The following is a 25,097-nucleotide window of genomic DNA, read 5'->3' as shown; positions in this document are numbered from 1 at the left end:
CCTCAAGATCAGGTAAAATGGGTGTGCTTTTGCTTATAAGAGACGTATTTCTTGAGGGAATTTATAATCCCGAAACACGTCCCTTGCGGGTGATTTTAGTTTAACACGAATCGAGCCGCTGACAAAGTGGATAGAATTGCTTTGCTTTATTTGAGCATAGGCTCCGGGCACTTAATGGCAGCCAGGGCGATTCGGGATGCCCTTCTAAGGCTGGAACCACAGCTTCAGGTGGCATTGTACGATCCTATCGAGCGAGTATTTCCCTTCTTCCCGCAGGTAGGAAACACCGGCCTGGCAGTTACCACTCGTTATCTGAGGTTTGTATACGGCAAGGCCTGGAGAGGAGGGAAATCACCCTGGGTGAGATGGGTCTCTCAATGGGAGTTCTGGCAGCGGAGCCTGCCTGAATTTCAGGATGGGGTTGTGCTTGCCACGCATGTGGTTCCATTACGCATGGCGCTTCATGCCAGACAGCGTTATAAGAAAAACTGGCGGGTGTACGGTGTAGTCACCGATTTTGGTGCTCATGGTTACTGGCCGATTGAGGGTGTGGATGGTTATTTTGTGGCTCATGAGGATGTTCGTGAAGACTTCATCAAACGTGGGAAAAATCCTGAGAAAATCCATCCGACGGGAATTCCCTTGAGAAAGGGATTTGAGCCGGAGGAAGGATGGCCGGCTCTGCGAGGTGGAGGAGTACTTCAAGTGGGAATTCTGGCGGGTGGAGTATACAGTGGGGCGTATACTTCCATGGAAGCCTGGTTGAGAAACTTCTGGGAAGCGCTGGAGCCCTGTCAGACTCGAGTGCGTTTTACGGTGGTTACCGGGAATCGTGAAACGTTGCGAGAGCGCGTTAGGAGGTTATCCCGGCGAACTCAGTTGGAGGTGGATGTTCAGGGATTTGTAAGCGACATGGTCGGTTTCATGCGCGGGCAGGATCTTCTCTTCAGTAAACCGGGAGGGCTGACTGTAGCCGAATCACTGGCCTGTGGTTTACCACTGGGATGTTTACGAGCGGGAGCGGGGGCTGAATCGGCCAATGTTTCCTTTCTGGCCAGGCATGGGTTGTTTTTGGATGCTTCCTCTCCTGAACTGGCGGCGCGGCTCGTCTGGCGTGCAATGGAGGACACCCGGTGGTTACTCACCCTGAAAGATACATTTCGGGCGATTGGAAAGCCCGATGCGGCTGAACAGGTGGCACGAATGGTGCTGGGGGGCTTGGAATGAATCGTCGGCAAATTGGGCGCTGGGGTGAAACACTGGCGGAAGAATATCTGCTTGGTCGGGGGTATGAGGTGCTCCATCGTAACCTGGAGACCCCCTATGGAGAGATTGACCTCATCGCACAGCGTGAAGGAACGATCATTTTCATCGAGGTTAAAGCGCGTACCGGGAGCGGTTTTGGATTACCAGAAGATGCCATTACAGGAAAGAAGCGTAATCATCTGCTGGCTGCCATTCAGTTTTACTGGCAATCCTGTGGCACAGAGTCTCCCTGGCAGGTAGATGTGATTGCGATTCTAGGGCGACCTGACCGACCAGGGGAGGTACAAATTGAGCATTTCGAAAATGCCCTCACCACATAAACCGCTGGTGGTGATTGTTGGGCCAACCGCGGTAGGAAAAAGTGAGCTGGCCATTCGTGTTGCGGAAGCGCTGGATGGAGAGATCATTTCTGCCGATTCGCGCCTTTTTTACCGGGGAATGGATATTGGGACGGCGAAACCTTCTATCGAAGAACGTGCCCGGGTACCCCATCATTTGATTGACGTGGCAAACCCTGATGAACTCTGGAGTCTGGCTCACTTCCAGAAACAGGCCAGAGTCATCATTGATGAGGTTCATGCTCGTGGAAAGCTTCCCCTTCTGGTCGGGGGAACGGGACAGTATATCCGGGCTGTGGTTGAAGGCTGGCAACCACCCTCGCAGCCACCGGATCACCGTCTGCGGCAGGTACTGGAAGCTATGGCGGTGCAAACCGGGGCGTATACCATGCACCGGAAGCTGGCGATCCTCGATCCAGAAGCTGCTTATAGGATCGATCCGCGCAATGTACGGCGGACGATTCGGGCACTGGAGGTCATTTTCTATTCAGGACGGCGTTTCTCGGCGCAACGGGGTAAAACTCCCAGTCCTTATAATGTATTGCGTATTGGTTTAACGCGCCCCCGTGGTGAGCTTTATCAACTTATCGATGCACGGATTGACCGCATGATTCGGAGCGGTCTGGTGGATGAAGTGCAAAGGTTGTTATCTCAGGGATACGGAGCTGATCTACCTTCCATGTCGGCCATTGGATACCGGCAGGTTTTCCGTTTTTTACGTGGTGAATGCTCACTTGAGGAGGCCATTGCTGAGATGAAACGTCTGACTCGCCGATATGTCCGTCAGCAGGGGGCGTGGTTCCGAGAGGAAGACCCGGATATTTACTGGTTTACTGTGGATGAACAGACCCCTGACAGAGTGATCGAGTTGATCCACCGCTGGCTCACGGGAGAGATCAACTCTCCTGTCTGAAAATCGAGGAATATATGGATGTAGAACGACCCTGGCTGAGAAAATACGATGCAGGTGTTCCTTATCACCTGGAATACCCCCCTTTACGGGTGTTTGACTTTTTGGATCAGGCGGCCGTTCGCTTTCCTGACCAGATTTGTACCGATTTTGAAGGTAAAACGATTACCTACCGGGAAATGTCCCGACTCACGGATCGCCTTGCCGATGGATTGGTTCAACTGGGGCTGAAGATGGGTGAGAGGGTGGGTATCATGATGCCCAATCTTCCGCAATTTGTGCTGGCTTTTTATGCTGTGCTTAAAGCGGGTGGAATAGTGGTGGCGCTCAACCCTCATTACAGGGCGCGAGAAGTTCAATTCCATTTGCAGGATGCCGGTGTGACCATGTTACTGGCAATGACCCATTCTGAAGAGATCGTGAAAGAAGTCCGCGAGAGCACCGCTTTGCGCATGGTTATCTGGTCTGAACTTGAAGACGCTGACCGGATGAGTGCCTGGTTGGAGGACGAAGAACAATATCCGAGGTCTGACGCTGAATGCTCGCTTCAAGAGGCCGTCTGTATGGGGAAGTTTACCCACGCTTCGAGCCTGATAACCCGGGATTCTCCAGCAGTGTTCCAGTACAGTGGTGGGACTACCGGTATCCCGAAGGCTGCGATTGGGCTACATCGCAACCTGGTGGCCAATACAGTGCAATTTCGGCACTGGTTAGCCGGATTGCGGGATGGAGAAGAGACGGTGTTACTGGCTATTCCTCTTTATCATGTCTATGGCATGGTGGTTGGAATGAGCGTGGGGGTCATGATGGCTGCCCGTCTGGTTTTGGTGGCTGATCCGCGAGATTTAACCGGTTTGCTGGAGAAAATTCACACCAGGCGGGCGAGTTTTTTCCCTGGTGTTCCGGCCATGTATGCTGCTATCAACCGTCATCCTGACATTCTGGCAGGTCGGTTTGATTTGCGTTCGATCCGGGCGTGTATATCTGGCTCTGCGCCATTGCTGGAAGAAGTTCGAATTCGTTTTGAGGAGTTAACCGGTGCCCGGCTGATGGAGGGGTATGGCCTATCTGAAGCACCGACCGCCACCCACTGCAACCCGATGCTGGGAGAGAAGCGGGCTGGTTCTATTGGGTTGCCTTTGCCTGATGTGGATTGCCGGATTGTGGATTTGGAAGATGATCGTCGAGATCTGCCTGCTGGCGAGTCCGGTGAGTTGTTGATTCGCGGCCCGCAGGTGATGTGGGGATACCATAACCGACCAGAAGAAACGGTAAACACCCTGCGTGACGGTTGGTTGTATACCGGCGATATCGCCAGGATGGATTCCGATGGGTATTTTTATATCCTTGATCGAAAGAAAGATTTAATCAAAGTGAGTGGATTCCAGGTGTGGCCAAGGGAGGTTGAAGAGGTGGTTGCCCAGCACCCTGGTGTGTTGGAAGTCGCGGCGGCGGGTATTCCACACCCATTGCGGGGAGAAGCCGTAAAGGTTTGGATCGTACCCAGACCGGGTAGCGAACTCGACCCCGGGGAGATCATTTCATGGTGCGGCCGTGCTCTGGTGTATTATAAAGTGCCCGTGGAGGTGGAATTTCGCGAGAGTCTGCCACGGACAGGGGTGGGGAAAATCCTCAGAAGGGAACTGATATGGCAACATTTACAAAAAAATCCCTGAAAAATGCAGCCATAACTACTTTTCCCCGAATATTCTCTCTCTTGCTTCTGGCCGTTTATCTGCTCTATATCGGTTTCGTGATACAACATGACCAGGGGCCAGTTGATTATGAGACTTTCATGCAAATTGGCACTCGCTTCTTACGCGGAGAGGAAGTGTATGGCGAAAATAGCTATTACCCCTTGCCATTTGTGATGATTTTTGCTGGTTTTGCTGCGCTGCCCCGGCCAGTTAGCATGGCCTTGTGGCTGTTCTTGCCGGTGATAGTGGCGTGGTGGATCAGTGGGTGGAAGCTCTGGGTCTTGTTATATGCTCCATTGATAGCTCATTTTTTGGGAGGGCAAACGGCGGTATTTGGCATGATAGGGTTATGGGGATACCGCCAGCGTCAGAAGACGGATCACTTTGGCGGGGGAATCTGGCTTGCACTGACCCTGATCAAGCCTCAGCTTGGTCTTCTCCCTCTGAGCTGGGCGATTTCTCGCTGGTGGAAAGCTTTTCGGGGTACGGGTCAGATTCCAAAGCAGTTTTTAGGGTGGGTGGCGGCGATGATCTTCATTTATGGGATACCTTTCCTGGTTGCTCCCGATTGGCTCTCTCAATGGCTGAGCCATCCCCGTCCGTTGTTTGAACGGGCTCTGGCGGGTTTTGTGCCACGTGGATTGGTGATGCTGGGTATTCATGGATGGGCGTTCTGGGGGCTCTGGGTGATCATAACACTTCTGAGTTTTGTATGGATTTTGAAGCACGTTCGGCAAAAGCTTGATTTGGATCTGCTGACTCTCTGGTATTTTTGTATCAGCCCGCTGGTTCACGATTATGATTTGATTCAGATGATCCCGCTACTGGATTCAAAACGTTTACAGTGGGGGGCTGTGATGCTGGGTGTTCCCACCCTTCTGGTGATCCTGTTTGCCTATGGGATCGATCAGGCCTGGGCAGTGGTGACCATCATTGCCCCGGGTTTATGGATTTTAAAATTCAAAGAGGGAGCTTATTCCACTCCCTCTTTGAACACCTGAGCAGGTTAATTCTGGTTGGAAACCAGAGATGGCACCCCACCGCGCTTTCGCACGGGTGGGGGGAAGATTTTCTCGAATTCTTCGCGGGATAAGGTTTCCACTTCCAGCAGGCGCTGGGCTACAGCATCGAGTTTATCGCGATGCTCCATAAGGATCGATTTTGCCTGGGCGTATGCCTCATTCACCAGACGACGGACTTCGCGGTCGATCTGTTCAGCCACGGCCTCTGAATAGTCTCTTTGCTCAGAAATTTCGCGTCCCAGGAAGATCAGTTCTTCTTTTTGCCCGTAAACCATGGGGCCAAGAGCTTCGCTCATTCCCAAACGGGTAACCATAGTGCGGGCTAACTGTGTGACTCGCTCGATGTCATTTGATGCTCCTGAGGTAATGTCATCGAAGACCAGTTCCTCGGCGGCACGCCCGCCCAGCAAGCCAACCAGATCGGCTAGCATCTTTTTTCTTGGCATAAGGGTGCGGTCCTGCTCCGGCAAAGACAGGGTGTATCCCCCGGCCATTCCACGGGCGATGATCGAAACCTTCTGCACGGGGTCGGCTTCGGGGAGGGAGTTCATCACCACCGCATGGCCGGCTTCGTGATATGCCACGATGCGTTTCTCTTCTTCACTGATCAGGCGGCTCTTCCGTTCGGGTCCAGCGATGACGCGCTCAATGGCTTCTTCAAATTCGGGTTGGCCAATGGCCTTCTTGTTGCGGCGAGCGGCGAGGATGGCTGCCTCATTCACCAGATTTTCCAGGTCAGCCCCGACAAACCCCGGGGTGGCGCGGGCAATGATGCTCAGATCAACTTCGGGCGCCAAAGGTTTTCCCTTGACATGCACTTTTAGGATCGCCTCCCGTCCGCGCATATCCGGACGATCAAGAACCACCCGCCGGTCGAAGCGTCCCGGGCGCAATAACGCCGGGTCAAGAATATCGGGGCGGTTGGTAGCGGCCATAATGATGATGTTGGTATCGGTATCGAAGCCATCCATTTCGACGAGAAGCTGGTTGAGGGTTTGCTCCCGTTCATCGTGGCTACCGCCCAGACCGGCACCGCGGTGTCGTCCAACGGCATCAATTTCGTCCACAAAGACGATACACGGCGAGTGACGTTTGGCCTGATCGAAAAGATCGCGCACGCGGCTGGCTCCAACACCTACGAACATTTCTACAAATTCTGACCCGGAAATGGAAAAGAAAGGTACGCCCGCTTCGCCAGACACAGCCTTGGCAATGAGGGTTTTTCCAGTTCCCGGGGGGCCTACCAGTAGAACCCCTTTGGGGATTCGCGCGCCAAGTTGAATGAATTTCTGCGGCTCACGCAGGAATTCAACCACCTCTTTGAGTTCTTCCTTGGCTTCCTCAACCCCGGCAACATCTTCGAAAGTTACCGTTGGATGGTCACCGGTGAACATGCGTGCTCGCGACTTTCCAAAAGACATGGCGGCATTGTTACTACCCTGAGCCTGGCGAAAGATGAAAAAGAACACCCCTGCCAGTACAATAAAGGGAAGTACGTATCCCAGCAGGGTGAGCAGGCCAAGCCAGGCGCTGGGGGGTTTGATTTCGATCTTTACTTTAGTCGGGCTGAGTTGATCGGGTTTCACTCCCAAACTCAACATCTGCTCCACGAAAGTCGCGTTGGATTCGATGGTTGAGTCACGCTGAGTACCGTCCCGGTAAATGACTTTGAGGCGGTTTTCATTCTCAACGATGCGAGCAACCTTTTCAGCCTGAAGGTCTGCGGCTACTTCATTGATGGTAAGCACATCCTGACTGTTCCCCTGCTGAGTGAATTGATAAACCAGGATGGCGATGATCGCGATGAAGAGCAGCACATAAATGATATAGGATTGGTTCCGTGAATTCACAAATAACCTCCAATACTTGCAGTCTTCAAAAAATTAAGACTGCTGAACAGATTATACCAATCTCACCCCAGCTTATCAATTTTTAGGTCGAAAAAGAGAAAGGTTCTTATCAAACTCTTATATGCCTGTTGAACGAACGGAGGCTAGGGTTTGAATGGCCTGCTGGATGTGGCTGCGATCGTGGGTAGTGATAAAACGCATCAATTCAAGCAGGGATGTGGGGCCAAAAATGGCATGGCGTACCTGACGATTCCAGTCATCGTCAGAAAGCTTTTCCAGCTGATGCACAAGCTCCATTCGAGCGGCGGCGAATCCATGCAGGGCTAATCCCAAATTTTCATCGCAGTAATTTCGAGTCGCTGACCATTCGTCAGTATTAACGGCTGAGATAAAGGCATTCTCCTGGGCGAGGATGTGACTTAACCGGGGAAGATTAACCTCCCGATCAGCATCTCGCAGGTGACAGATGATCTCCGTGAAACACCATTCATCGGGTTCGGGTTTTCGGTTGCATTCCCCGGGTGGAAGGTCGCGTTTCATGCCATCGAACACTGCAGGGGTGGAGATCAGATTGGCGAGGATAGCTTCTGGAGTGAGGGGGCAGGGATCGTGGTGTTGGAGCATCCGGGAAAACCAGCCCTCCGCCTGGGCAAGATTACCTTTTACACTGCCTGGAACGACCGTGGATGGTAATGTGGCGTCCGTTTCATCCAACCAGAAGGTAGGAATACCGATCACTGCGGCTGGAAGGATATCCTCTTCCAGACTGTTGCCGATCATAACTACGGGCTCCTGCGGCCAGCCCAACCGCCCGAGGATTTCAGCGTAATAGGCTGGATTGGGTTTGGCAAAATGCATGGTTTCATACGAGGTGATCCAACGGAAAGGAACGCATTCCACTTTCAGTCCTGCCCATTGAAGGCGGTGTTCGATCGCCCGCCGTGGGAAAAGAGGATTGGTTGCGACGACGACCTGCCAGCCCTGGTCCATTGCACTCTTCACCAGGCGGATGGCCTCTTGCCGCGGGCTGGTTAGATGCGCTAATTTGGGGAATTCCACTTCATAAAAGTGGGTGATGCGTTCCTGGAGGGCTTCTTTGGAAAAACCTACAGCGGGATAAAAATGGGCGTCAAAGACTTCTTCGAGGGAATAGACCGGGTTTTGGTTATCCACCATAGCACGAGTTGCCCGCATTAACTCGCGCGCAAGCCTGTCCGGAGGGATGAATTTTGCAAGATATTCCCCCAGAGCTTTCAGGTATGCCGGTAAGAAGGTTTCGATATTGTTGGTGAGAAGGGTGTCATCCAGGTCCAGGAGGAGGGTGCACGTCATTTTGGTCCTCGTTGGTCAAAGCGGGTGGAAGGGGATGGCATAATCCACAGCCGATATAAGGGTCTTTAACCGGGGCTTCACTTCGAAAGCAATACGCAGAGATTTTGACTCTTCGAATCAACCCCAGCCAGGATGTGTGAACCAGAGCTTTTAATTTCATATCCGGGCAGGCATTGGCCAGGGTGATTCCCGGCACCGGACATGTACGGCACAGGTCTGGCGTCCAGTGGTGCGGGCGGGGCTGATTGCCGATCAGACGGCATTCTTCCTGCGAACGTCCGCGAAAATAATTACCGTAGAAAAATGGGCATTCGGTTCCTGCCGGGGTGCGCATAAGGTTTTCTTTAGCGAGAACCCCGCCTCGGTTGAAGGCAGGGTTCCCGATAAGCCTTTCAACAGATGAAACAGAATCTAGACACGGGTGACGTAAGTGCCGGTGCGGGTATCTACGCGGATGGTATCCCCTTCATTGACAAAGAGTGGCACTTCTACCTGAGCCCCAGTTTCTACCTCAACCTTTTTGGTAACCCCGGTCGCTGTGTCACCGCGGACGGCGGCTTCGGCACGAACTACTTTCAGATCTACGGTAGTGGGCAATTCGATGTCCATCGGGGTGCCCTGGTAGAGGGTAAGCTTGACTTCCATGTTCTCTTTCAGGAAACCCGCAGAATCAGCAAGCATTTCCTTGTCAACAGCTACCTGTTCGAAGGTTTCAGTATCCATGAAATAATAGAATCGATCATCATTGTACAGGTATTGGACGTTATGATAATCGAGCCGGACGTCTTGAACCCGGTCGCCAGAGGTGAAGGTTTTTTCCAAAGTGGCTCCGGTGCGCATGTTCCGCGCTTTAATCCGAATCACCGCATTCCCTCGTCCGGGCTTGTGGTGGCTGTACTCCAGCACCCGGAACAGATTCCCATCCAGTTCAAAAATAACGCCCTTGCGTAGATCATTGACATCAATCATAAAAACTTGCCTCTTGAAATGAAATAACGAACAGTCGGAATTATAGCAAACGCCTGGAAGGGTGACAAGATGATATTCCTCTATTCTTTATTAACAATAACACCGGTCTGGTTGATAATCCCAGACCGGTGCGGGCCTTCATAGAGTTGTATCAGGCTGGTGTTTTGGGACGAATCAGCCCAGGCGTGGCTCAATTAAACCATACGTCCCATCGCGGCGGAGATAAAGTACATTAATCGCATTGGTGTTTGCATTGAAGAAAATGAAGAAGTTTTCGTGCCCGAGAGCCTTCATTTGCTCAATCGCTTCCAGTTCGTCCATGGGAACAAGGGTAAATTCTTTTCGTCGGGCAATGATGGGCATTTCCTCTTCTTCTTCCACGGGGGTGGTAGCCTCACCAGAAACGGCTGAAGCAGGGGTGCCGTCGCCCCGGCCACGAACTCTTTTCCCTTTCAAACGTTCAATCTTGCGCTGGATACGGTCAACAGCGGTATCAATGGCGGTAAAAAGGTCGTCGGAGCGTTCTTCACTTCGAAGGATGAACCCTGGCCCTCGTAAGGTGATCTGGGCAACCTGACGGTCTGCCGGGTTGCGCATCGATTTTCGATAACCGAGATCCACCCTGGCTTCTTCGATATCGTTCAAATAACGATCCAGTTTTGAAACTTTCTTGGTAACATACTCGGTAATGCGTTCTGTGGGTTCAATATTCTTATGGTAAATCTCGACCTTGAGTGTCATAACATCCTCCTTATTAAAAAATGGGATCGGGTTCGACCTGATGGTCGGCAAGTAATGCCCTGGCGAAGGACAGCCCAAAAACTACGCTCGCTCCGGCTGTCAAAAGCGCCGAGGCACAGGAATTCATGGTGGCCCCTGTAGTAATAACATCGTCAACAACCAGCACCGTTTTCCCCCGAAGGTTTCCTTGGGCATAAAAAGCTCCGTCCACGTTTTTTATCCGTTCGGCTGCGGAGAGGCCAACCTGGGAAGAGGTCTCTCGTGCTCGATGTAAAAGGCCCGAGTCGAAACGCACCCCCATCTCCCATGCAAGGGGGAGAGCAATCATCGAAGCCTGATTGTATCCCCTTTGTTTCAGCCTTGCCGGGCTTAAGGGAACACTGGTGACGACGTCAACAGGCCATTGAAGTGAAGCAACCCACGGACTCATAACCTGAGCCAGAGCTTCGCCCATTCCAAGGTCTCTCTGATATTTTAAACGATGGATGGCTTTCCGAGCAGGCCCCTGGTAAGCGCAAAAAGAGCGTAACGCGGTGAACACAGGCCGTTGTCGGTCGCATTCCGGGCAGTGACCGTCTGACGGGAGGGGATTTCCGCAACGCTCACAGAGGTTTTCGGCTAACAGGAGGGTACTCTTCTGGCATTGTTCACACCACCGCTCCCCTGTTCGATTACACCCTCCACAGGTAGGTGGAAAAACCCAGTCAACGGCGTTCCAGAAGAGATGATAAGCAACCGCTGCCGGGCGCTTTTGCAGGCCCGACGTGATCATGAGAAATTTCTCCTTGTTCCTGGTGCTATCGGAACATCCCGGCGAGTGCCGAGTTCATCAGCCGCAGTGCGGCAGGAGTCATCAGGGTGATCATCAGCGAAGGGAAGATCAGTAAAGCCATAGGAATGAGCATTTTGACAGGCGCTTTGTGGGCCTCTTCTTCGGCGGCCTGTCTGCGTCGGACGCGCATCTGGTCGGATTGGATTCTGAGTACTTTGGCCATGCTAACGCCGAGCTGTTCACTCTGGATTACTGCGGCGACAAAGCTGGTCATCTCAGGGATGCCAATTCGATCTGCCATATCGCGAAGGGCCTCACGGCGGATTTTGCCAAGCTGGATTTCCTGAATGACTCTGGCAAAGGCCAGAGAAAGCTCCGATTCCCATTTTTCGGCCACTTTGGCCATGGCCGCGTCAAAACCCAGCCCGGCTTCCACGCAGATGGTCAGAAGGTCAAGTGCGTCGGGCATGGCTTTGCGAATCTCTTTCTGCCGTCGATTGATGCGGCTGGTGAGCCAGATCTGAGGGAAGAAAAAACCCAGCAAAGTTCCGCCAAGAATGATCAGGAAGCGCTGGCCGATGGGCCAGTTGACCCGCCCAAAAGTAATGGCCAGAAAGAGAATGCCTCCGAAAGTTCCGGCAGCAATGAATTGCAGGGCGAGGAAAACCGTTGGATCGAGCCGACCCGGACTTCCGGCCAGTTCGAGTTTTCGAGCAATGGATTGGAGGGCATTTTGGGGAGTGAATTTAACTGCAATCTCTCCAAGCTTGCGCGCCATTGGGTAGATGACACGCTCCTGGAAAGGGAGAGAGAGCTCAATTTTTTCGAGGTTTACCTCTTCACCTCGTCGGTTGAACTCTTCCAGGCGGGCTTGTAAAATGCGCTCGTCGGTAGTTTGCGGATTACGCAAACCAATATACACCAGAGCTACCACGCCAATGATAATGAGAGCCACAACTCCGATGAGGATGGTCACGAAGTTCATAGGTGTTCACTCCTGCTAGTATTACTATACCTCAATATCGCCGATCTTGTTCATAACTACGTACCCGCTAATGATGAGAATAGCTGCACATACCAGGGCAATATAACCGCAGGGCAGGTTGGCGTTGTTCTCGGGTTTGAAGAATTCCATCATGTAGGAACGATTTAAGAGGTAAAGAATGCCCATAACAAAAATTGGCATCATGGCAAGGAAGCGCCCTGAATACATCACCTGGGTTGTGAGAACTCGGATTTCGCCTTTGATGCGCACACGCTCCCGAATGGTAAAGGAAATGGTATCCAGAATTTCGGCGAGGTTACCACCTACTTCGCGTTGTACATTGATGGCCGTGATCACCAGGTCGAGGTCATCGCTTGGAATGCGACGCAGGAGGTTTTCGAGGGCGGTTTGCATGGGTACACCCAGCTGCATTTCCTGCACCACCCGGCGGAATTCATCGCAGATAGGGGGAGGCAGTTCTTTACTGACCGCTTCCATGGCCTGCATGGTGGAATATCCGGCCCGCAATCCATTGACCATCAGGTTAAGCATGTCGGAAAGCTGTTCGTTGAAGCGGATCAGGCGGCGGTTTTGTTGCGAGCGTACATAAAAACGTGGCAGGAATAACCCGACAGCAAAGCCTGCCATCGAGGCAAGGAGGCTCCTATCGGCGATGAAATAAATAAGGAAGCCGACTATGAAGCCCGAAAGGCCCATCAGGACGACGTACTCTCCAGCCTTCAGTTTAATATCGGCTCGAGCGAGTTCCCGACTGATATTTTCGCCAAGCGAAGAGCTGGCCACCTGTTTATTGAGCCATTCCGTGACCGGAGCCTGCACCTGGCGTTCCTTCTGAGACGGACGGGGAGATTCTACGTATCGTCCCAAGCGCTCTTCAACCAGAGAACGTTCGCTGGTTACAGACACGATAATGCCGACGATCAGGAGCACAACCGCCAGGGCTCCTCCGATGATCAGGATTAGGGTCATATCGAGGACCATGCTCTTGTCCTTTCTTGCTCAGGGAAGAGTGTGAGGAACCATCTTTTAGAATCGACGGCGTTCGCCAATACCAAAAATGCTCGGTGGAAGGTGAATCCCTGAGCTTTCGATCTTTTCCATAAATTTCGGGCGTAAGCCGGTCGGTCGGAGACGCCCAATGATTTTATTGTTTTCGTACCCCACCTGCTCGAAGACGAACAAATCGGTCGTGGTAATCACGTCTCCCTCCATGCCCGATACTTCGGTGATGTTGACTACTTTACGTGACCCATCGCGCATACGTTCCTGGTGGATGATCAAATCAATGGCGGAGGAAACCTGCTCGCGAATAGCGCGAACGGGGAGGTCCATCCCGGCCATCATAACCATGGTTTCAAGACGGGCCAGGGTGTCGCGTGGGCTGTTGGAGTGGAGGGTGGTCATGGAACCGTCATGGCCGGTGTTCATGGCCTGGAGCATGTCCAGGGCTTCTTCTCCACGGCACTCACCCACGATGATGCGGTCGGGGCGCATGCGCAGGGCGTTGATTACCAGTTGCCGAATGGTAATTTCTCCCTTGCCTTCAATGTTTGGTGGACGAGATTCCAGAGTCACCACATGTTCCTGACGTAACTGAAGCTCGGCGGCGTTTTCGATGGTGACGATACGTTCATCGTTAGGAATGAAACCAGATAGGACATTGAGGAGGGTAGTTTTACCGGAACCGGTACCTCCGGAAACCACAATGTTAATACGGGAAGCAACACACGCTTTCAGGAACTCGACTGCTTCTGGGGTGATCGAGCCGAACTGGATCAATTGCTCTACGGTGATCGGCTTTCGTGCGAATTTACGAATGGTGAGCACCGGGCCGATTAACGAGATGGGGGGAATGACCGCATTCACACGCGAGCCATCTGCCAGACGGGCATCTACATAGGGGCTGGACTCGTCAATGCGGCGTCCCAGGGGTGAGACAATGCGCTCAATGATGCGCATGACGTGTTCGTTGCTCTCAAAGGTGACCGGTGCCCGATACAGACGTCCACCGCGCTCAATGTAGACACTCTTGGCACCATTGACCATGATTTCGGTAATGGTGTCATCATCCAAAAGAGGTTGCAGGGGGCCAAGGCCGAGAATTTCGGCGGCGATTTGCTCGAACATCCGCGCCCGTTCAGGCCGGGAGAGAACGATGTTTTCTTCGGTGAGAATTTGTTCAAAGAGTTCCTGGATCGTTCGGCGTACTTCGGCAACTTTGGATGGATCGGAGGTTGGATCGAGCCCGGCGATCAGTTTACTTTGAACACGAGATTTGAGATCCTGATAGGTGTCTTGCGCGGAGGGGATGCTCGGTGCAGCCACCCGCCGGGCCGCCTGCAGGTTGGGGGACGTCGGGGGGTTGATGCCCGATGTGGATGGTGGAGCGGAGCCACCATTCGAATTATTATTTCCCTGAATGCGTTTCAGGATCGACATAAGTTACCTCCGTTCAGGAAGGAGCGTACCGTTAAGTTTTTGGGTTCTCAAGTTCTGCCAGCTCCAGTTTTTGAATGCGTTCTTTGATTAAATCTGCCATGGCCAGAATGCTCTTTCCGATGGGTTGCGTCCGGTTATCCAGCATAAATGGTATACCGCGATTGACTGCGTTAACGGGGATCTTTTCGTCAAAGGGAATAGCGGTAACAATTGGCTGACGCAGACTTTCACCAACCCGCTCGGGAGTGATGGCCACCCTCTTATCATAACGATTCATCACAAACATAATCCGTTCTCTTTTTAGACCGACGGCATCTGCCAGGGTGAGGAAGAGATTGCAGTTTTTGATCGAAGGAATGTCCTGGGTGGTGACAAGTACAATGACCGTGGCAACGTCCAGGGCACTCTGTACGACGTCGGTTAAAAAGGTTGCTGAATCGATGATAATGTAATTGTAGATGCGGCGCAAGTACTCTATCAGTTTTGCAAACTGCTCACCATTAATTTTATCGGCCAGCTCAGGACGGGAAGGGGCTGCCAGAACATCAACTCCACTGGCGCGATGCGTGACCATGACTTCTTGCACAATGTCAGGATCCAGTTCGTCGGCACGGAGCGCCAGATCAAGAACAGTGTTTTTCCCCTGCTCATTTAGGAATACTGCCACATCGCCGTATTGCAGATTAGCGTCGATGAGGGCTACCCGCCGATCTTCTGTTTTGAAAGCAATGGCGAGGTTGGTAGCCAGGGTGGTGCATCCGGTGCCCCCTTTAGGGCTGTATACAGTGATCACCTTTCCCAGGCTGATCACCTGTGGGGCAGCGGGTGTACCTCCTTCAGGCGAAATGACCGGGAAGGCCTGAGCAGTTTTCTTTTTCTCTTCCTGAGCCAGAGCCCCTGCACGCCGAATGGCGTCGGTTAACTCGTCAATCATGGGGGGCTTGGTGAGAAAATCTCGTGCTCCGGCCAGCATGGCACGCCGCATATAACTGGGGTCACTCTGAACCGAGAGGATAACCACCTGACAGAAGGGGAGCTTGCGTTTAATCTCCTGGGTGGCGGTTATGCCGTCCATGTCGGGCATATTAATGTCCATAATGATGACATCGGGTTTGTTTTGCTGGGCTTCTTCGATGGCCTCGCGCCCGGTACGCGCTGCACCTACAACTTCGATATTGGCATCGAATTGCAACATGCGGCGAATATTCTCGCGGGTTTCAGCAATGTCGTCAACAATTAAAACCCGAATGCGTTCCTGTGGCGGCATAAATTCTCCTGATCCGTTAACTTATACACAGGCGCCTGCCCCCTCGGCACCTGTGCAATGCTTTATTTCAAATGACCGGACATCCTCTCGTTTCAAACCTACTGCGGAGGAACCTGCTGTTGCCCGCTGGACGATGTAGATGGGAAGGGGCTGACGGTGGAGGGGATACTATCCAACCGGGGTTCCAGTCCGTAAGGCAGCTTGGCAGGATTGGGGATATTGTATTGATCCAGAATGAACTGCAAGGTCACCGGCTCAGTGGCAATGCGTTGAGAGTCGCCAGCGCTGCGCATGACCAGGTTCAGTTTACCACCAGCCAGGATCAGATAGTTAAGAGTGACGGCGTCTTGCGGGGTCACAATCAGGGTCACGGTATCTGGTAACTTGGGAGTGGTCTGCTGTTGGGCTTCCTGCCCTGGTACAGGGGTTGGAGCTGCCTGGCCCGGTTGCAGCACAGTTTCACCAGGCTGGGGGAAGTTACCGGTTTGCAGCACAATGGCGTCCTGAATGAGCGTCTGACTGACGAGGCGTGGGCGCTGTGGTTCAGAGGGAATCACATAGACTGGTTGCCCAAGGGTTGGATCGAGCTCCGTGCGACCTGCCATGCCATCGGTTTTGGTGATGGTGGAGGAAGACTTTGTCGGGCCACCCTCGACAGCTCCGGGAGCTTCGACAACTCCGATGTTGTTGGGGAGCTTGCTCTGGAAGCCAGGATCAATATCCACCAGAAGCAGGGAAGCAATGACATTGACATGATCACCCGGTTCAAGCCCGTAAGCCACCGACGACAGCTGGCTCACCGGTATGGGAATGGCCACCATACCGGGCGGAATCTGGAACGCGGCGGGGGAGTTCTTCATGGTTGGGTCGACAATCATGGAAGAGGTGATGGGGGTGCGGGCCTCCAGGTTGAACCGCGCCCGTTTCCCAAGCACTTCGTTGATATCGGTGATGAAAGCTCCCTCAACCAGATCCTTCTTAGGATAGGGTAAAGTGGTAACGACCGCATCAGTGAACTCAGCGCCTCGAGCGATGGGTTGCACCGAAATTACAATGGTTACCATTTCTTCTACTGGCGTTGGTTGAGCCACTGGCTCCTGAATTCCCGAGCTGAGCTGAGTGGGGCTCATTAAGCGCATAACTGCCCAGACCAGCACCAGGAGCAGGATTAATATTAATGCGATCAGAATGAAAACTCGTCCCCGGCGTCTCCCACCTGCTGCCATTTTAGCCTCCTGATATGTGTTGAGGGTGAGTTAAATGAGATTTTAGCTTCCCAATACATGCTTTATTATACGTCAATTCTGAAATGGAGCTTTTAATCTCTGATTTACCCATTGAGTTGCAATACTCTTGCCACCACCGTTTTCTGAATTCAACCATGAAATTTTTTATTAAAAAAGGCCCTGTTGGCCAGAGCCTTTTTTGGACGTGAAGAGTGGTTTAGAAAACCGCCTAGATGCGATTGACGATATTGCTGAAGATATTGCCAATGGCCGGGCCGAGCAGCGCAAGAATAACAATGACGACTACTGCAACTAAAACAAGAATCAACGCGTACTCTACCAGTCCTTGACCTTTTTCTTTCGGTGCGAACAACATGGTTTTCACCTCCTTCCTGTCGCGAATTTGCATTTGGTTCAACCTGACTTTATTATAGCGTGTGGGAGGTGGATTACAATCCTTTTTACATTACAGGAACCTTACAGCCTCACTCAAGATTTGACACTTCCTTGATGAGTTTTATTGCAGTTTTGTTGTTCCTTTGATGGTTTGTCGCTATAATCAAATAGGTGCAGGCTATTCAAGTGCATCCTGGGTAGATCAATGAGGAGGAATCATGAGTGACATACTCGGTCGTGTAATGGATGAGCAGGATCTTTTCAAGAAACTGCTTGGTAAGGTACCGGGGTTCAAGGGTTATGTGGATCGAACAAACCGGCGGGCCGCAGACAAACTGTTACGAGAGACCATTGCCGGGCGTTTTGATGCGTTGGGCCAGAGGATTTCTGCTCTGCAACGTGATTTGATCAGTCAGGGTGGGTTATCCTGGGTGGATGATCTGGAGGCGGCGGTCATTAAGTTGCGCACTTTTACCGACCGGGTTCGCACTGCTTCGTACGGGTATGCGGGATTTTTTGATGCAGTGAAGATTAACTCGGATGAACTGGCCATGCTATACCAGTACGATCTTTCGTTGCTCGAGGCAGGAGATGAAGTGGAGCGCGCCATCGACAATGTGGAAGCTGCAATGGGTACAGAAGGGCTGGGAGCGGCGATCCGCCAGTTGACTCAACAGGCGCAGAAATGTATTGAGGCATTCGATAAACGCACTGAGGTAATCCTCGGTGGGGCAAAACCTGCCCAGGCGTAATCTGATGGGATTGGTGATCAAAGGAAGTTGAGGATTCTATGGCCCGAATTTTTGATGTTGTTGAATACCCCAGTGAAATGGCAGATGAGATCGTCCATCGTTTCCCCGAAACCGGGGTGGCCGATCTGCGTTTTGGTTCTCAGGTGATCGTTCGTGAGGCACAGCGGGCGGTTTTCTTCCGTGATGGTCACGCACTGGATGTGCTGGGCCCGGGGCGGCATACCATCAGCACAGCCAATGTGCCGTTGTTAACCGATTTGTTGGGCCGTGCCTTTGGAGACCGAACGCCCTTTACGGCAGAGGTTTATTTTGTTTCGATGCGCGAATTTGCGGATCGAAAATGGGGCACTCCTCAGCCCATTTTTGTCCGCAACCCGGGTATGGGGCTGGGGCTGGCCCTTCTGCAAGGGTTTGGAACGTATAGCTTCCAGGTGCGTGACCCCCAACAGTTTGTAACTCAGATCGTTGGCGCGCAGGGCATGTATCGCACAGCGGATATTGAGAACCGATTACGTACAATGCTCCTTTCAAAACTCCAGGATCTGCTGGGTGAGACTGCGGCAAAAGTGGATGTAACTGCATTAATCGGGCTTACCGAAGAGCTGGGCGCCGGGGTTCGAGCCAAAGCGCAGGACGATTTTGCCGCCATTGGTCTGACGCTTAAGAGTTTTTATATTGCTAACCTGAAGCCCTCCGAAAAGTCTGCCGAAGAACTGCGTGCCATGGGGGTGTTGGATATGGATACCTACACCCGTCTGCAGGCTGCAGATGCCATGCGAGATGCCGCGCAGAATCCAAGCGGCGGTGCCGGATTAACTGCTGGGATTGGAGCAGGAATGGGGATTGGGAATGTGCTTTCACAGTCTTTGCAAAGCCAGGCCCAACCACAGGGAGGTGGTGGATCTTCGACGGGTGCTCCAGTTATTCCGGCGGTGATGACTCCATCGGAAGCGGCGGCGATTCTCAAGGTCTCTGAAGAAGACGTTCTGGCAGCGATCAATGCTGGCGATTTAAAAGCGCGGAAAATTGGGAGCGCCTTCCGTATCAGCAAAGAAGCCCTGGAAGAATTCCTGAAAGGTTAGCTCTCACACATGGATGCAACCCATTGATGGTTCATATGGAACAATAACCCATTGTCAGGCCGCAGTCAGCGGCCTGATTTATGTTATAAATAATAGGGTTTGTCCTCATTTGGGCTGGTCGTTATCCAAGGGTTTTCTTAACTGGGAGTGGTATGAAACTTCACGAATATCAATCGAAACAGCTGTTCAGTCGTTATGGGATTCCGATCCCTCGCGGACGGATTGCCTCCATTGCCAGTGAAGCCCGCCATTTTGCAGAAGAGCTTGGCGGGCATGTTGTGATTAAAGCGCAGGTATTGGTGGGAGGACGTGGTAAGGCGGGTGGAATTCGCCTGGCGAAAACCCCCAAGGAAGCCGAAGAACTGGCAACGATGATCCTGGGTATGGAAATCAAAGGTTTGCCGGTGCGAAAAGTTCTGGTAGATGAGGCGGTGAGTATCACCAAAGAAATTTATCTGGGAATCACCAATGATCGTGCCGCCAGACGCCCCGTGATGATGGCTTCGGCAGCCGGCGGGGTAGATATTGAAGAGGTGGCCCGTGTATCGCCAGAAAAGATCATTAAAGTGTATATTGATCCGCTCCTGGGTTTGAGAGATTACCAGGCTCGCGACCTGGCCGTTAGCATTGACCTGCCCCGCTCTTTATGGCGACCGTTTATGGAAATTGCAGCCGGGTTGTGGGCGGCATACCAGGCCAACGACGCTACGCTGGCTGAAATCAATCCGCTGGTGATCACCTCGGAGCAGCGTCTGCTGGCGCTGGATGGAAAAATGGTGGTGGATGATAATGCTCTTTTCCGCCATCCCGAACTGGACGAGATGCGTGATCTGGATGTAGAGGATTGGGCCGAAGTGGAAGCCCGTAAATTTGGCCTTTCTTATATTAGTCTGGACGGCGAAATTGGCTGTATGGTCAACGGGGCTGGGCTGGCGATGGCCACGATGGATATCATTCATCTCTGTGGAGGTGAGCCAGCCAATTTTCTGGATATCGGGGGTGGTGCAAGCGCCGATAAAGTGGCAGCGGCTTTACGAATTATCCTGTCAGATGCCCGGGTTAAGGCGGTATTGTTCAATATTTTTGGAGGAATTACCCGGTGTGATGAAGTGGCACGGGGAATTCTCACTGCCCTGGGCGAAGTTGAGACAAAAGTGCCGATGGTGGTTCGCCTGGTCGGAACGAATGCTGAGGAGGGCCGGCGGTTGCTTGCAGAAGCGCGTATGGCTACCGCAGAAACATTACTGGAGGCCGCTCAAAAGGCGGTCGCAATTGCGAAAGGGGCGTAGCGATGAGCATTCTGGTCAATAAAAACACCCGTTTGTTGGTGCAGGGAATCACCGGTAATGAAGGCTTATTCCATACGACCCAGATGGTGCAATACGGAACGAATGTTGTGGCAGGAGTTACCCCGGGACGCGGTGGTGAGTGGGTGCTGGATGGGAAAATTCCGGTTTTTGATACCGTGCACAGTGCTGTACAGACAACCGGCGCAAATACCAGCGTCATTTTCGTCCCGGCACGCTCTGCTCCCGACGCCATTCTGGAAGCCGCAGACTCCGGGATTGAGCTGATTGTCTGTATTACCGAGGGCATTCCCGTTCTGGATATGATGCGTGTGCGGGCTTATCTGGACACCAGGAAAATCCGTTTGGTGGGGCCAAATTGCCCCGGTTTGTTGACCCCGGGAGAGTGTAAAGTTGGAATCATACCCAACAACATTGCCATTCCGGGAAATATCGGAGTTGTGTCTCGTTCGGGAACGCTGACTTACGAGGTGCTTTACGCTCTCAAGGCGGTGGGCCTGGGGGCCAGTACGTGTGTGGGCATTGGGGGCGACCCGATCAACGGCACTAATTTTATTGATGTGCTAGAAATGTTTGAAGCCGATCCTCACACTGATCAGGTAGTGTTAATCGGTGAAATCGGCGGTTCTGATGAGGAAAAAGCCGCTGAATACATCTCTCGGAAAATGACCAAACCGGTAACAGCATTCATTGCTGGTCAATCAGCCCCTCCTGGAAAACGGATGGGGCATGCCGGTGCGATTATTGAAGGAGGAGAAGGTACTGCCCGTGAGAAAATTCGAGCACTGGAGACTGCCGGGGTTCGCGTGGCTCGTCATCCAGAAGAGATCCCGGGTTTGCTGGTAAAAGGTTGAAAAAGGAACGAACAGGCCGCCCATGGGCGGCCTGTTCGCGAGCCATGAAAGCCCGGGCAAGATTAGCTGCGATGAGAGTCGATGTAATGCACTGCATCGGCCACTGTGCGAATGGTGCGAGCATCTTCATCACTGATAGTCATGCCGAATTTTTCGCAGAAGCCGTCGATGAGAAAAAATTGATCCATTGAATCGGCTTTTAAATCTTCGACGAAACGTGTCTCCATCGTGATTTCATCGCCGTCGATTTTCATCACGTCCATGATGACTGCCTTCACGTCTTCAAATGTGCTGCTCATGTTAAGCCTCCGGGGTAAGATCAGGGGTTGTTGTTTGAATTGTAACGTTCCTTAAGTATCTGTCAAGGCTGCTTTGATCAGGAAGTTTCGGCGCGTGGGAATCAGGCCGCACCGGGATTTTACAGCCTTTTGCAGGTGCAATGTCCCTCTGGTATACTGCTTTTACCATAAGGACTCCGATTATGCCAGATACTTCTTTTACCTCCTCTCGAAAAGCTGACCATATCCGCATTAACCTTGAAGAAGACGTTCAGTCAGGGTTAACCACGGGCCTGGAACGCTACCGTTTTGTTCATGAAGCCCTGCCGGAGATTGATTTTGAACAGATTGATTGTTCAGTGTCCGTGTTTGGCAGACAACTCAACGCTCCTGTGCTCATTTCATCGATGACCGGCGGAACCGATCGTGCCGGGATGATCAACCGGCTACTGGCCGAAGCCGCCCAGCAATGTGGGGTGGCCATGGGTGTCGGGTCACAGCGAGCTGCGCTGGAGAATCCTGAGCTGCAGTCTTCTTTTCAGGTGCGATCTTACGCGCCGGATATTCTCCTGCTGGCCAATCTTGGGGCTGTTCAGCTGAATTATGGGTATACTGTTGACGAATGCAAGCGGGCTGTGGAGATGATTGAAGCCGATGGATTAATTTTACATCTCAATTCGATGCAAGAAGCGATTCAACCGGAGGGCGATACCCGGTTTGCAGGGTTGGCCCGCAAAATTGAGAAGGTGTGTCGTGAATTATCGGTACCTGTGGTTGTGAAAGAAGTAGGCTGGGGAATTTCTAAACGAACTGCCCGGTTGCTGGCAGAGGCAGGCGTGGCAGCGATTGATGTGGCAGGTGCGGGTGGCACCTCCTGGACGCAGGTTGAGATGTACCGCTTGCCCACAGAACGTCAGCGCCGGGTTGCTGCAGCGTTCCGCCGATGGGGAATTCCCACCAGCGAATCGATCTCCATGGTGCGCCAGGCAGCCCCGGATGTGCTGGTGTTTGCATCAGGAGGGCTGCGAGATGGGGTAGACATTGCTAAATGCATCGCTCTGGGAGCGACACTGGGGGGAATGGCCGGTCCATTTCTTAAAGCCGCTAATCAATCGGTTGAAGAGGTGGTAGATACGATTGAGGAGATCAGCCGTGAGATCCGTATCTGTATGTTTGGGGTTGGGGCGGCTTCTCTCCGGGCGTTATCGGAAACTCCATTAATTCGGGAAGGAGAGGCGTAGAGCATGAGCCTGGATAATGTGATTCAAGAAATGCTTCCGGAGATTGAAGCAGGGCTAAAACAGGTGGTTACGGATGGGTGCAACCCGGAATATCCTGAACTTCGCGGAATGCTGGCCTATCATTTGGGGTGGGAAGGAGAAGGATCTGGCAGGGAAGCACAGGGAAAGCGTATTCGGCCTGTACTGACCCTTTTAAGCACCCAGGCGGCGGATGGAGACTGGCACAACGCCCTTCCTGCTGCTATTGCGGTTGAGTTGCTGCACAATTTCTCCCTGATTCATGATGATATTCAAGACCACAGTGAGGTTCGCCGGGGGAGGCCTACGGTATGGGTTAAGTGGGGGGTTGCACAGGCGATCAACGCCGGAGATGTTATGTTCACACTGGCGTTTCGGGCGTTACATGGTCTGGTTAAAACCACCTCTTCAGAGATTGCGCTGGAAGCACATCGTATTCTCCAGGACGTTTGCTTACGCTTGACTGAGGGACAATACCTCGACCTGGCCTATGAAACCCGACATGACCTGTCTTTACAAGATTACTGGCCGATGATTGCCGGTAAAACCTCTGCTCTTCTCGGTGGATGTGCCGAGTTGGGGGCATTGATTGCTGGAGCTGATGAAAAACGACGCAGGGCTTTCTCTCAATTTGGGGTGAAGCTGGGATTGGCTTTTCAGGTTCTGGATGATTGGCTGGGAATCTGGGGAGATGCGGCCCTCACTGGCAAGTCTACCGAGAGTGACCTGGTTTCAGGGAAGAAATCACTTCCGGTGTTATATGCTCTGGAAAAAGACCACACCTTTGCCAGGCGCTGGCAGCAGGGTGAAATTCGGCCATCTGAAGTGAGCGAAATTGTAGCAATGTTAGACTCTGCAGGGGCTCAAGAGTTTACCCTCTCGACGGCAGAGCAATTAACCCTTGAGGCAAAGCAGGCGTTGAAAGATGCCGTTGGAGAAGACTGCAAGGCTGCCTGCCTGGAGGAATTGGCCGAACGCCTGCTGGCTAGACGTCGCTAGGAGCGTTCCGGCGAGGTTTGGTCGGGGAAAAGACGTTTTCTCCACCCCCATACACTGATACCGAGAATCAGCCAGGCAACGATCTGAGACTGGCGCACTCCAAAGATTAATGTGCCTTCAGCCCGGAAGGTTTCGGTAATGATCCAGGAAACCGCTGAAAGCGCCAGAAACGCCCAGAAGCGTGTTCCTTCAGGTTGAATCCATGCTGAGTAGCGGTATTTCCTGGCTGGCCAGAGTAAAGCCAGTACCAGCAGCGCCAGCACTGTTTCATAAAGCTGGGTTGGATGACGGCGATCGCCCCAGAGTTCTATTCCCCAGGGAAGCGCTGTGGGTAGACCGTAGGCGTCTCCTGACGCAAGATGCGCTATGCCTAATGCTACAGTCATCATTGCCAGTAAACTGACCAGACTATCCAGGGTGGTCCAGGCTGGTAGCTTTTTACGCTGGGTGATGATCAGGGTAGTCAGGAAAGCGACAAGCAACCCAGAGGGTACCGATAGCATTTGAGGGCTAAGAGCGAATATACTGAGTGGGGAGGAAGCAAAGGCGGACGGGTATTGAGCAATAAAACCCAGACGCGCACCGAGCAGACCGGTGATCAGGCTAACCAAGATGAGGTTATACACCCGACCTTCAGGGATGCCTCGTTGAACGGCATGACGTTCAGCAAGCTCCATACCAGCCCAGAATCCCAAGAGCAGAACCAATCCCGGGGTTTGGATGACCAGTGGACCTAGTTGAAGGACGGGGAACATCAGGGTGCCTCGTGGAGTAAACGCTCAACTTGGGCTCGCAACAGGGCTTCAGCAATGGGCCCCCCGATTACTCTTTCGCGAATGATTCCATCCGCAGAGATAAAGTAAGTGGTGGGTAAAGCGCGCGTAGAATATAGCCTTTCAACATTGCCACCAGAGTCCAGCAAGACAGGGAAAGAAAGATGGTTTTTAAGCACGAACTGGCGGGCATCTTCCTCGCGGTCCTGAAGGGTGAGGTTGACTGCTAAAATGACTACCCCTCTCTCATGATAATCTTCATACACATGCTGAAAGGAAGGCATTTCGGCCTGGCAGGGCGGGCACCAGGATGCCCAGAGGTTGAGGATAACTGGCTTCCCGCGTAAGGAAGAGAGAGACACGCTCTCTCCAGTGAGGGTTTGCAGTTCAAAGTCAGGCGCCTGAAATCCCGGACGAGCCAGTGTCAGACTTGGGTTTTCCAGTACCCCGGGCGCAGGGCGAGTGAGGACGATCCAGGTGGCGCTCAATCCTAAAAGGACCAGGCTGAAGATGGTAAAAGTGCGGGGGGTGAGCATGGAGGTATTATAATTCATGCGTCAGG

26 protein-coding genes are annotated in these 25,097 nt (G+C 52.6%); 11 read left to right on the top strand and 15 right to left on the bottom strand.

The window, feature by feature from the left end; all coding sequences use genetic code 11:
- The first annotated feature begins 150 nt into the window (after nt 1-150).
- The 5 genes from ATHL_RS09240 to ATHL_RS09220 all read left to right on the top strand — a co-directional run bounded on the left by ATHL_RS09240 (nt 151) and on the right by ATHL_RS09220 (nt 5,212).
- Complete coding sequence (locus ATHL_RS09240; RefSeq protein WP_162787657.1) at nt 151-1,227, top strand: MGDG synthase family glycosyltransferase; 1,077 nt, start codon at nt 151-153, stop codon at nt 1,225-1,227.
- Nucleotides 1,224-1,586 (top strand): YraN family protein, encoded by a 363-nt coding sequence (locus ATHL_RS09235; protein WP_062192586.1) that lies wholly within the window; start codon nt 1,224-1,226, stop codon nt 1,584-1,586. Before ATHL_RS09240 ends, ATHL_RS09235 begins: the two co-directional genes overlap by 4 nt.
- Nucleotides 1,555-2,517: a tRNA (adenosine(37)-N6)-dimethylallyltransferase MiaA gene (gene miaA / locus ATHL_RS09230; protein ID WP_062192583.1), complete on the top strand. Its 963-nt coding sequence runs from the start codon at nt 1,555-1,557 to the stop codon at nt 2,515-2,517. Before ATHL_RS09235 ends, miaA begins: the two co-directional genes overlap by 32 nt.
- A 14-nt stretch (nt 2,518-2,531) precedes the next feature.
- On the top strand, nt 2,532-4,190 hold the full coding sequence (locus ATHL_RS09225; protein ID WP_062192580.1) for a long-chain-fatty-acid--CoA ligase: 1,659 nt from the start codon (nt 2,532-2,534) through the stop codon (nt 4,188-4,190).
- 119 nt (nt 4,191-4,309) lie between these two features.
- On the top strand, nt 4,310-5,212 hold the full coding sequence (locus tag ATHL_RS09220) for a hypothetical protein (RefSeq protein WP_162787656.1): 903 nt from the start codon (nt 4,310-4,312) through the stop codon (nt 5,210-5,212).
- A 5-nt stretch (nt 5,213-5,217) separates the two neighbouring features.
- Here the strand turns inward: ATHL_RS09220 and ftsH are convergent, their stop codons facing one another.
- The 12 genes from ftsH to ATHL_RS09160 form a co-directional block, all read right to left on the bottom strand.
- The gene (gene ftsH, locus ATHL_RS09215; protein ID WP_062192575.1) at nt 5,218-7,083 is read right to left on the bottom strand and encodes an ATP-dependent zinc metalloprotease FtsH; all 1,866 of its coding nucleotides are present in this window, start codon (nt 7,081-7,083) and stop codon (nt 5,218-5,220) included.
- A 117-nt stretch (nt 7,084-7,200) separates the two neighbouring features.
- Complete coding sequence (locus ATHL_RS09210) at nt 7,201-8,415, bottom strand: DinB family protein (protein ID WP_062192572.1); 1,215 nt, start codon at nt 8,413-8,415, stop codon at nt 7,201-7,203.
- Complete coding sequence (locus tag ATHL_RS09205; protein ID WP_062192570.1) at nt 8,384-8,749, bottom strand: hypothetical protein; 366 nt, start codon at nt 8,747-8,749, stop codon at nt 8,384-8,386. The genes ATHL_RS09210 and ATHL_RS09205 overlap by 32 nt, the downstream gene beginning before the upstream one ends.
- A gap of 77 nt (nt 8,750-8,826) precedes the next feature.
- The gene (efp, locus tag ATHL_RS09200) at nt 8,827-9,384 is read right to left on the bottom strand and encodes an elongation factor P (RefSeq protein ID WP_062192567.1); all 558 of its coding nucleotides are present in this window, start codon (nt 9,382-9,384) and stop codon (nt 8,827-8,829) included.
- Nucleotides 9,385-9,558: 174 nt separating this feature from the next.
- Entirely contained in the window at nt 9,559-10,125 is a 567-nt protein-coding gene (gene hpf, locus ATHL_RS09195; RefSeq protein WP_062192565.1) for a ribosome hibernation-promoting factor, HPF/YfiA family, read from the bottom strand.
- Between the two features lie 13 nt (nt 10,126-10,138).
- A complete protein-coding gene (locus ATHL_RS09190) occupies nt 10,139-10,897 on the bottom strand; it encodes a ComF family protein (protein ID WP_062192562.1) in 759 nt (252 codons plus the stop codon).
- A gap of 25 nt (nt 10,898-10,922) precedes the next feature.
- Nucleotides 10,923-11,882: a type II secretion system F family protein gene (locus ATHL_RS09185; RefSeq protein ID WP_062192560.1), complete on the bottom strand. Its 960-nt coding sequence runs from the start codon at nt 11,880-11,882 to the stop codon at nt 10,923-10,925.
- A 24-nt stretch (nt 11,883-11,906) separates the two neighbouring features.
- Entirely contained in the window at nt 11,907-12,872 is a 966-nt protein-coding gene (locus ATHL_RS09180) for a type II secretion system F family protein (RefSeq protein WP_162787655.1), read from the bottom strand.
- A 57-nt stretch (nt 12,873-12,929) separates the two neighbouring features.
- Entirely contained in the window at nt 12,930-14,342 is a 1,413-nt protein-coding gene (locus ATHL_RS09175; protein WP_062192554.1) for a TadA family conjugal transfer-associated ATPase, read from the bottom strand.
- A 31-nt stretch (nt 14,343-14,373) separates the two neighbouring features.
- Nucleotides 14,374-15,609 carry a CpaE/TadZ family protein gene (locus ATHL_RS09170; protein WP_062192552.1) on the bottom strand — a complete coding sequence of 412 codons (1,236 nt, stop codon included), beginning with the start codon at nt 15,607-15,609 and terminating at the stop codon, nt 14,374-14,376.
- 98 nt (nt 15,610-15,707) lie between these two features.
- A complete protein-coding gene (gene cpaB / locus ATHL_RS09165; protein ID WP_062192549.1) occupies nt 15,708-16,835 on the bottom strand; it encodes a Flp pilus assembly protein CpaB in 1,128 nt (375 codons plus the stop codon).
- Nucleotides 16,836-17,064: 229 nt separating this feature from the next.
- Nucleotides 17,065-17,244 (bottom strand): Flp family type IVb pilin, encoded by a 180-nt coding sequence (locus tag ATHL_RS09160; RefSeq protein ID WP_236822359.1) that lies wholly within the window; start codon nt 17,242-17,244, stop codon nt 17,065-17,067.
- Between the two features lie 205 nt (nt 17,245-17,449).
- On the opposite strand from ATHL_RS09160, the gene ATHL_RS09155 reads away from it, so the two are divergent.
- The 4 genes from ATHL_RS09155 (at nt 17,450) to sucD (ending at nt 21,226) form a co-directional block, all read left to right on the top strand.
- Nucleotides 17,450-17,983, top strand: a complete 534-nt coding sequence (locus ATHL_RS09155) for a hypothetical protein (protein WP_162787654.1) — start codon at nt 17,450-17,452, stop codon at nt 17,981-17,983.
- Between the two features lie 38 nt (nt 17,984-18,021).
- Complete coding sequence (locus tag ATHL_RS09150; RefSeq protein WP_062192541.1) at nt 18,022-19,065, top strand: SPFH domain-containing protein; 1,044 nt, start codon at nt 18,022-18,024, stop codon at nt 19,063-19,065.
- Nucleotides 19,066-19,217: 152 nt separating this feature from the next.
- Entirely contained in the window at nt 19,218-20,354 is a 1,137-nt protein-coding gene (gene sucC, locus ATHL_RS09145) for an ADP-forming succinate--CoA ligase subunit beta (protein WP_062192538.1), read from the top strand.
- 2 nt (nt 20,355-20,356) lie between these two features.
- A complete protein-coding gene (gene sucD / locus ATHL_RS09140; RefSeq protein WP_062192536.1) occupies nt 20,357-21,226 on the top strand; it encodes a succinate--CoA ligase subunit alpha in 870 nt (289 codons plus the stop codon).
- A gap of 62 nt (nt 21,227-21,288) precedes the next feature.
- Here the strand turns inward: sucD and acpP are convergent, their stop codons facing one another.
- Nucleotides 21,289-21,525, bottom strand: coding sequence for an acyl carrier protein (gene acpP, locus ATHL_RS09135; RefSeq protein ID WP_062192533.1), 237 nt, complete (start codon nt 21,523-21,525; stop codon nt 21,289-21,291).
- A 182-nt stretch (nt 21,526-21,707) separates the two neighbouring features.
- Here acpP and fni point away from each other — a divergent pair, with 182 nt between their 5' ends.
- The gene (fni, locus tag ATHL_RS09130) at nt 21,708-22,745 is read left to right on the top strand and encodes a type 2 isopentenyl-diphosphate Delta-isomerase (protein WP_062192531.1); all 1,038 of its coding nucleotides are present in this window, start codon (nt 21,708-21,710) and stop codon (nt 22,743-22,745) included.
- A 3-nt stretch (nt 22,746-22,748) separates the two neighbouring features.
- Complete coding sequence (locus ATHL_RS09125; RefSeq protein ID WP_062192528.1) at nt 22,749-23,762, top strand: polyprenyl synthetase family protein; 1,014 nt, start codon at nt 22,749-22,751, stop codon at nt 23,760-23,762.
- Here ATHL_RS09125 and ATHL_RS09120 read toward each other — a convergent pair.
- Nucleotides 23,759-24,517 (bottom strand): prolipoprotein diacylglyceryl transferase, encoded by a 759-nt coding sequence (locus ATHL_RS09120; RefSeq protein WP_062192526.1) that lies wholly within the window; start codon nt 24,515-24,517, stop codon nt 23,759-23,761. The two genes, ATHL_RS09125 and ATHL_RS09120, sit on opposite strands and share 4 nt — an antisense overlap.
- Complete coding sequence (locus ATHL_RS09115; RefSeq protein WP_062192524.1) at nt 24,517-25,071, bottom strand: peroxiredoxin family protein; 555 nt, start codon at nt 25,069-25,071, stop codon at nt 24,517-24,519. Before ATHL_RS09115 ends, ATHL_RS09120 begins: the two co-directional genes overlap by 1 nt.
- Nucleotides 25,072-25,097 lie beyond the last annotated feature (26 nt).

The organism is Anaerolinea thermolimosa, assembly GCF_001050195.2.
Taxonomy (GTDB): domain Bacteria; phylum Chloroflexota; class Anaerolineae; order Anaerolineales; family Anaerolineaceae; genus Anaerolinea; species Anaerolinea thermolimosa.
This window is presented reverse-complemented; position numbering and strand designations above follow the sequence as displayed.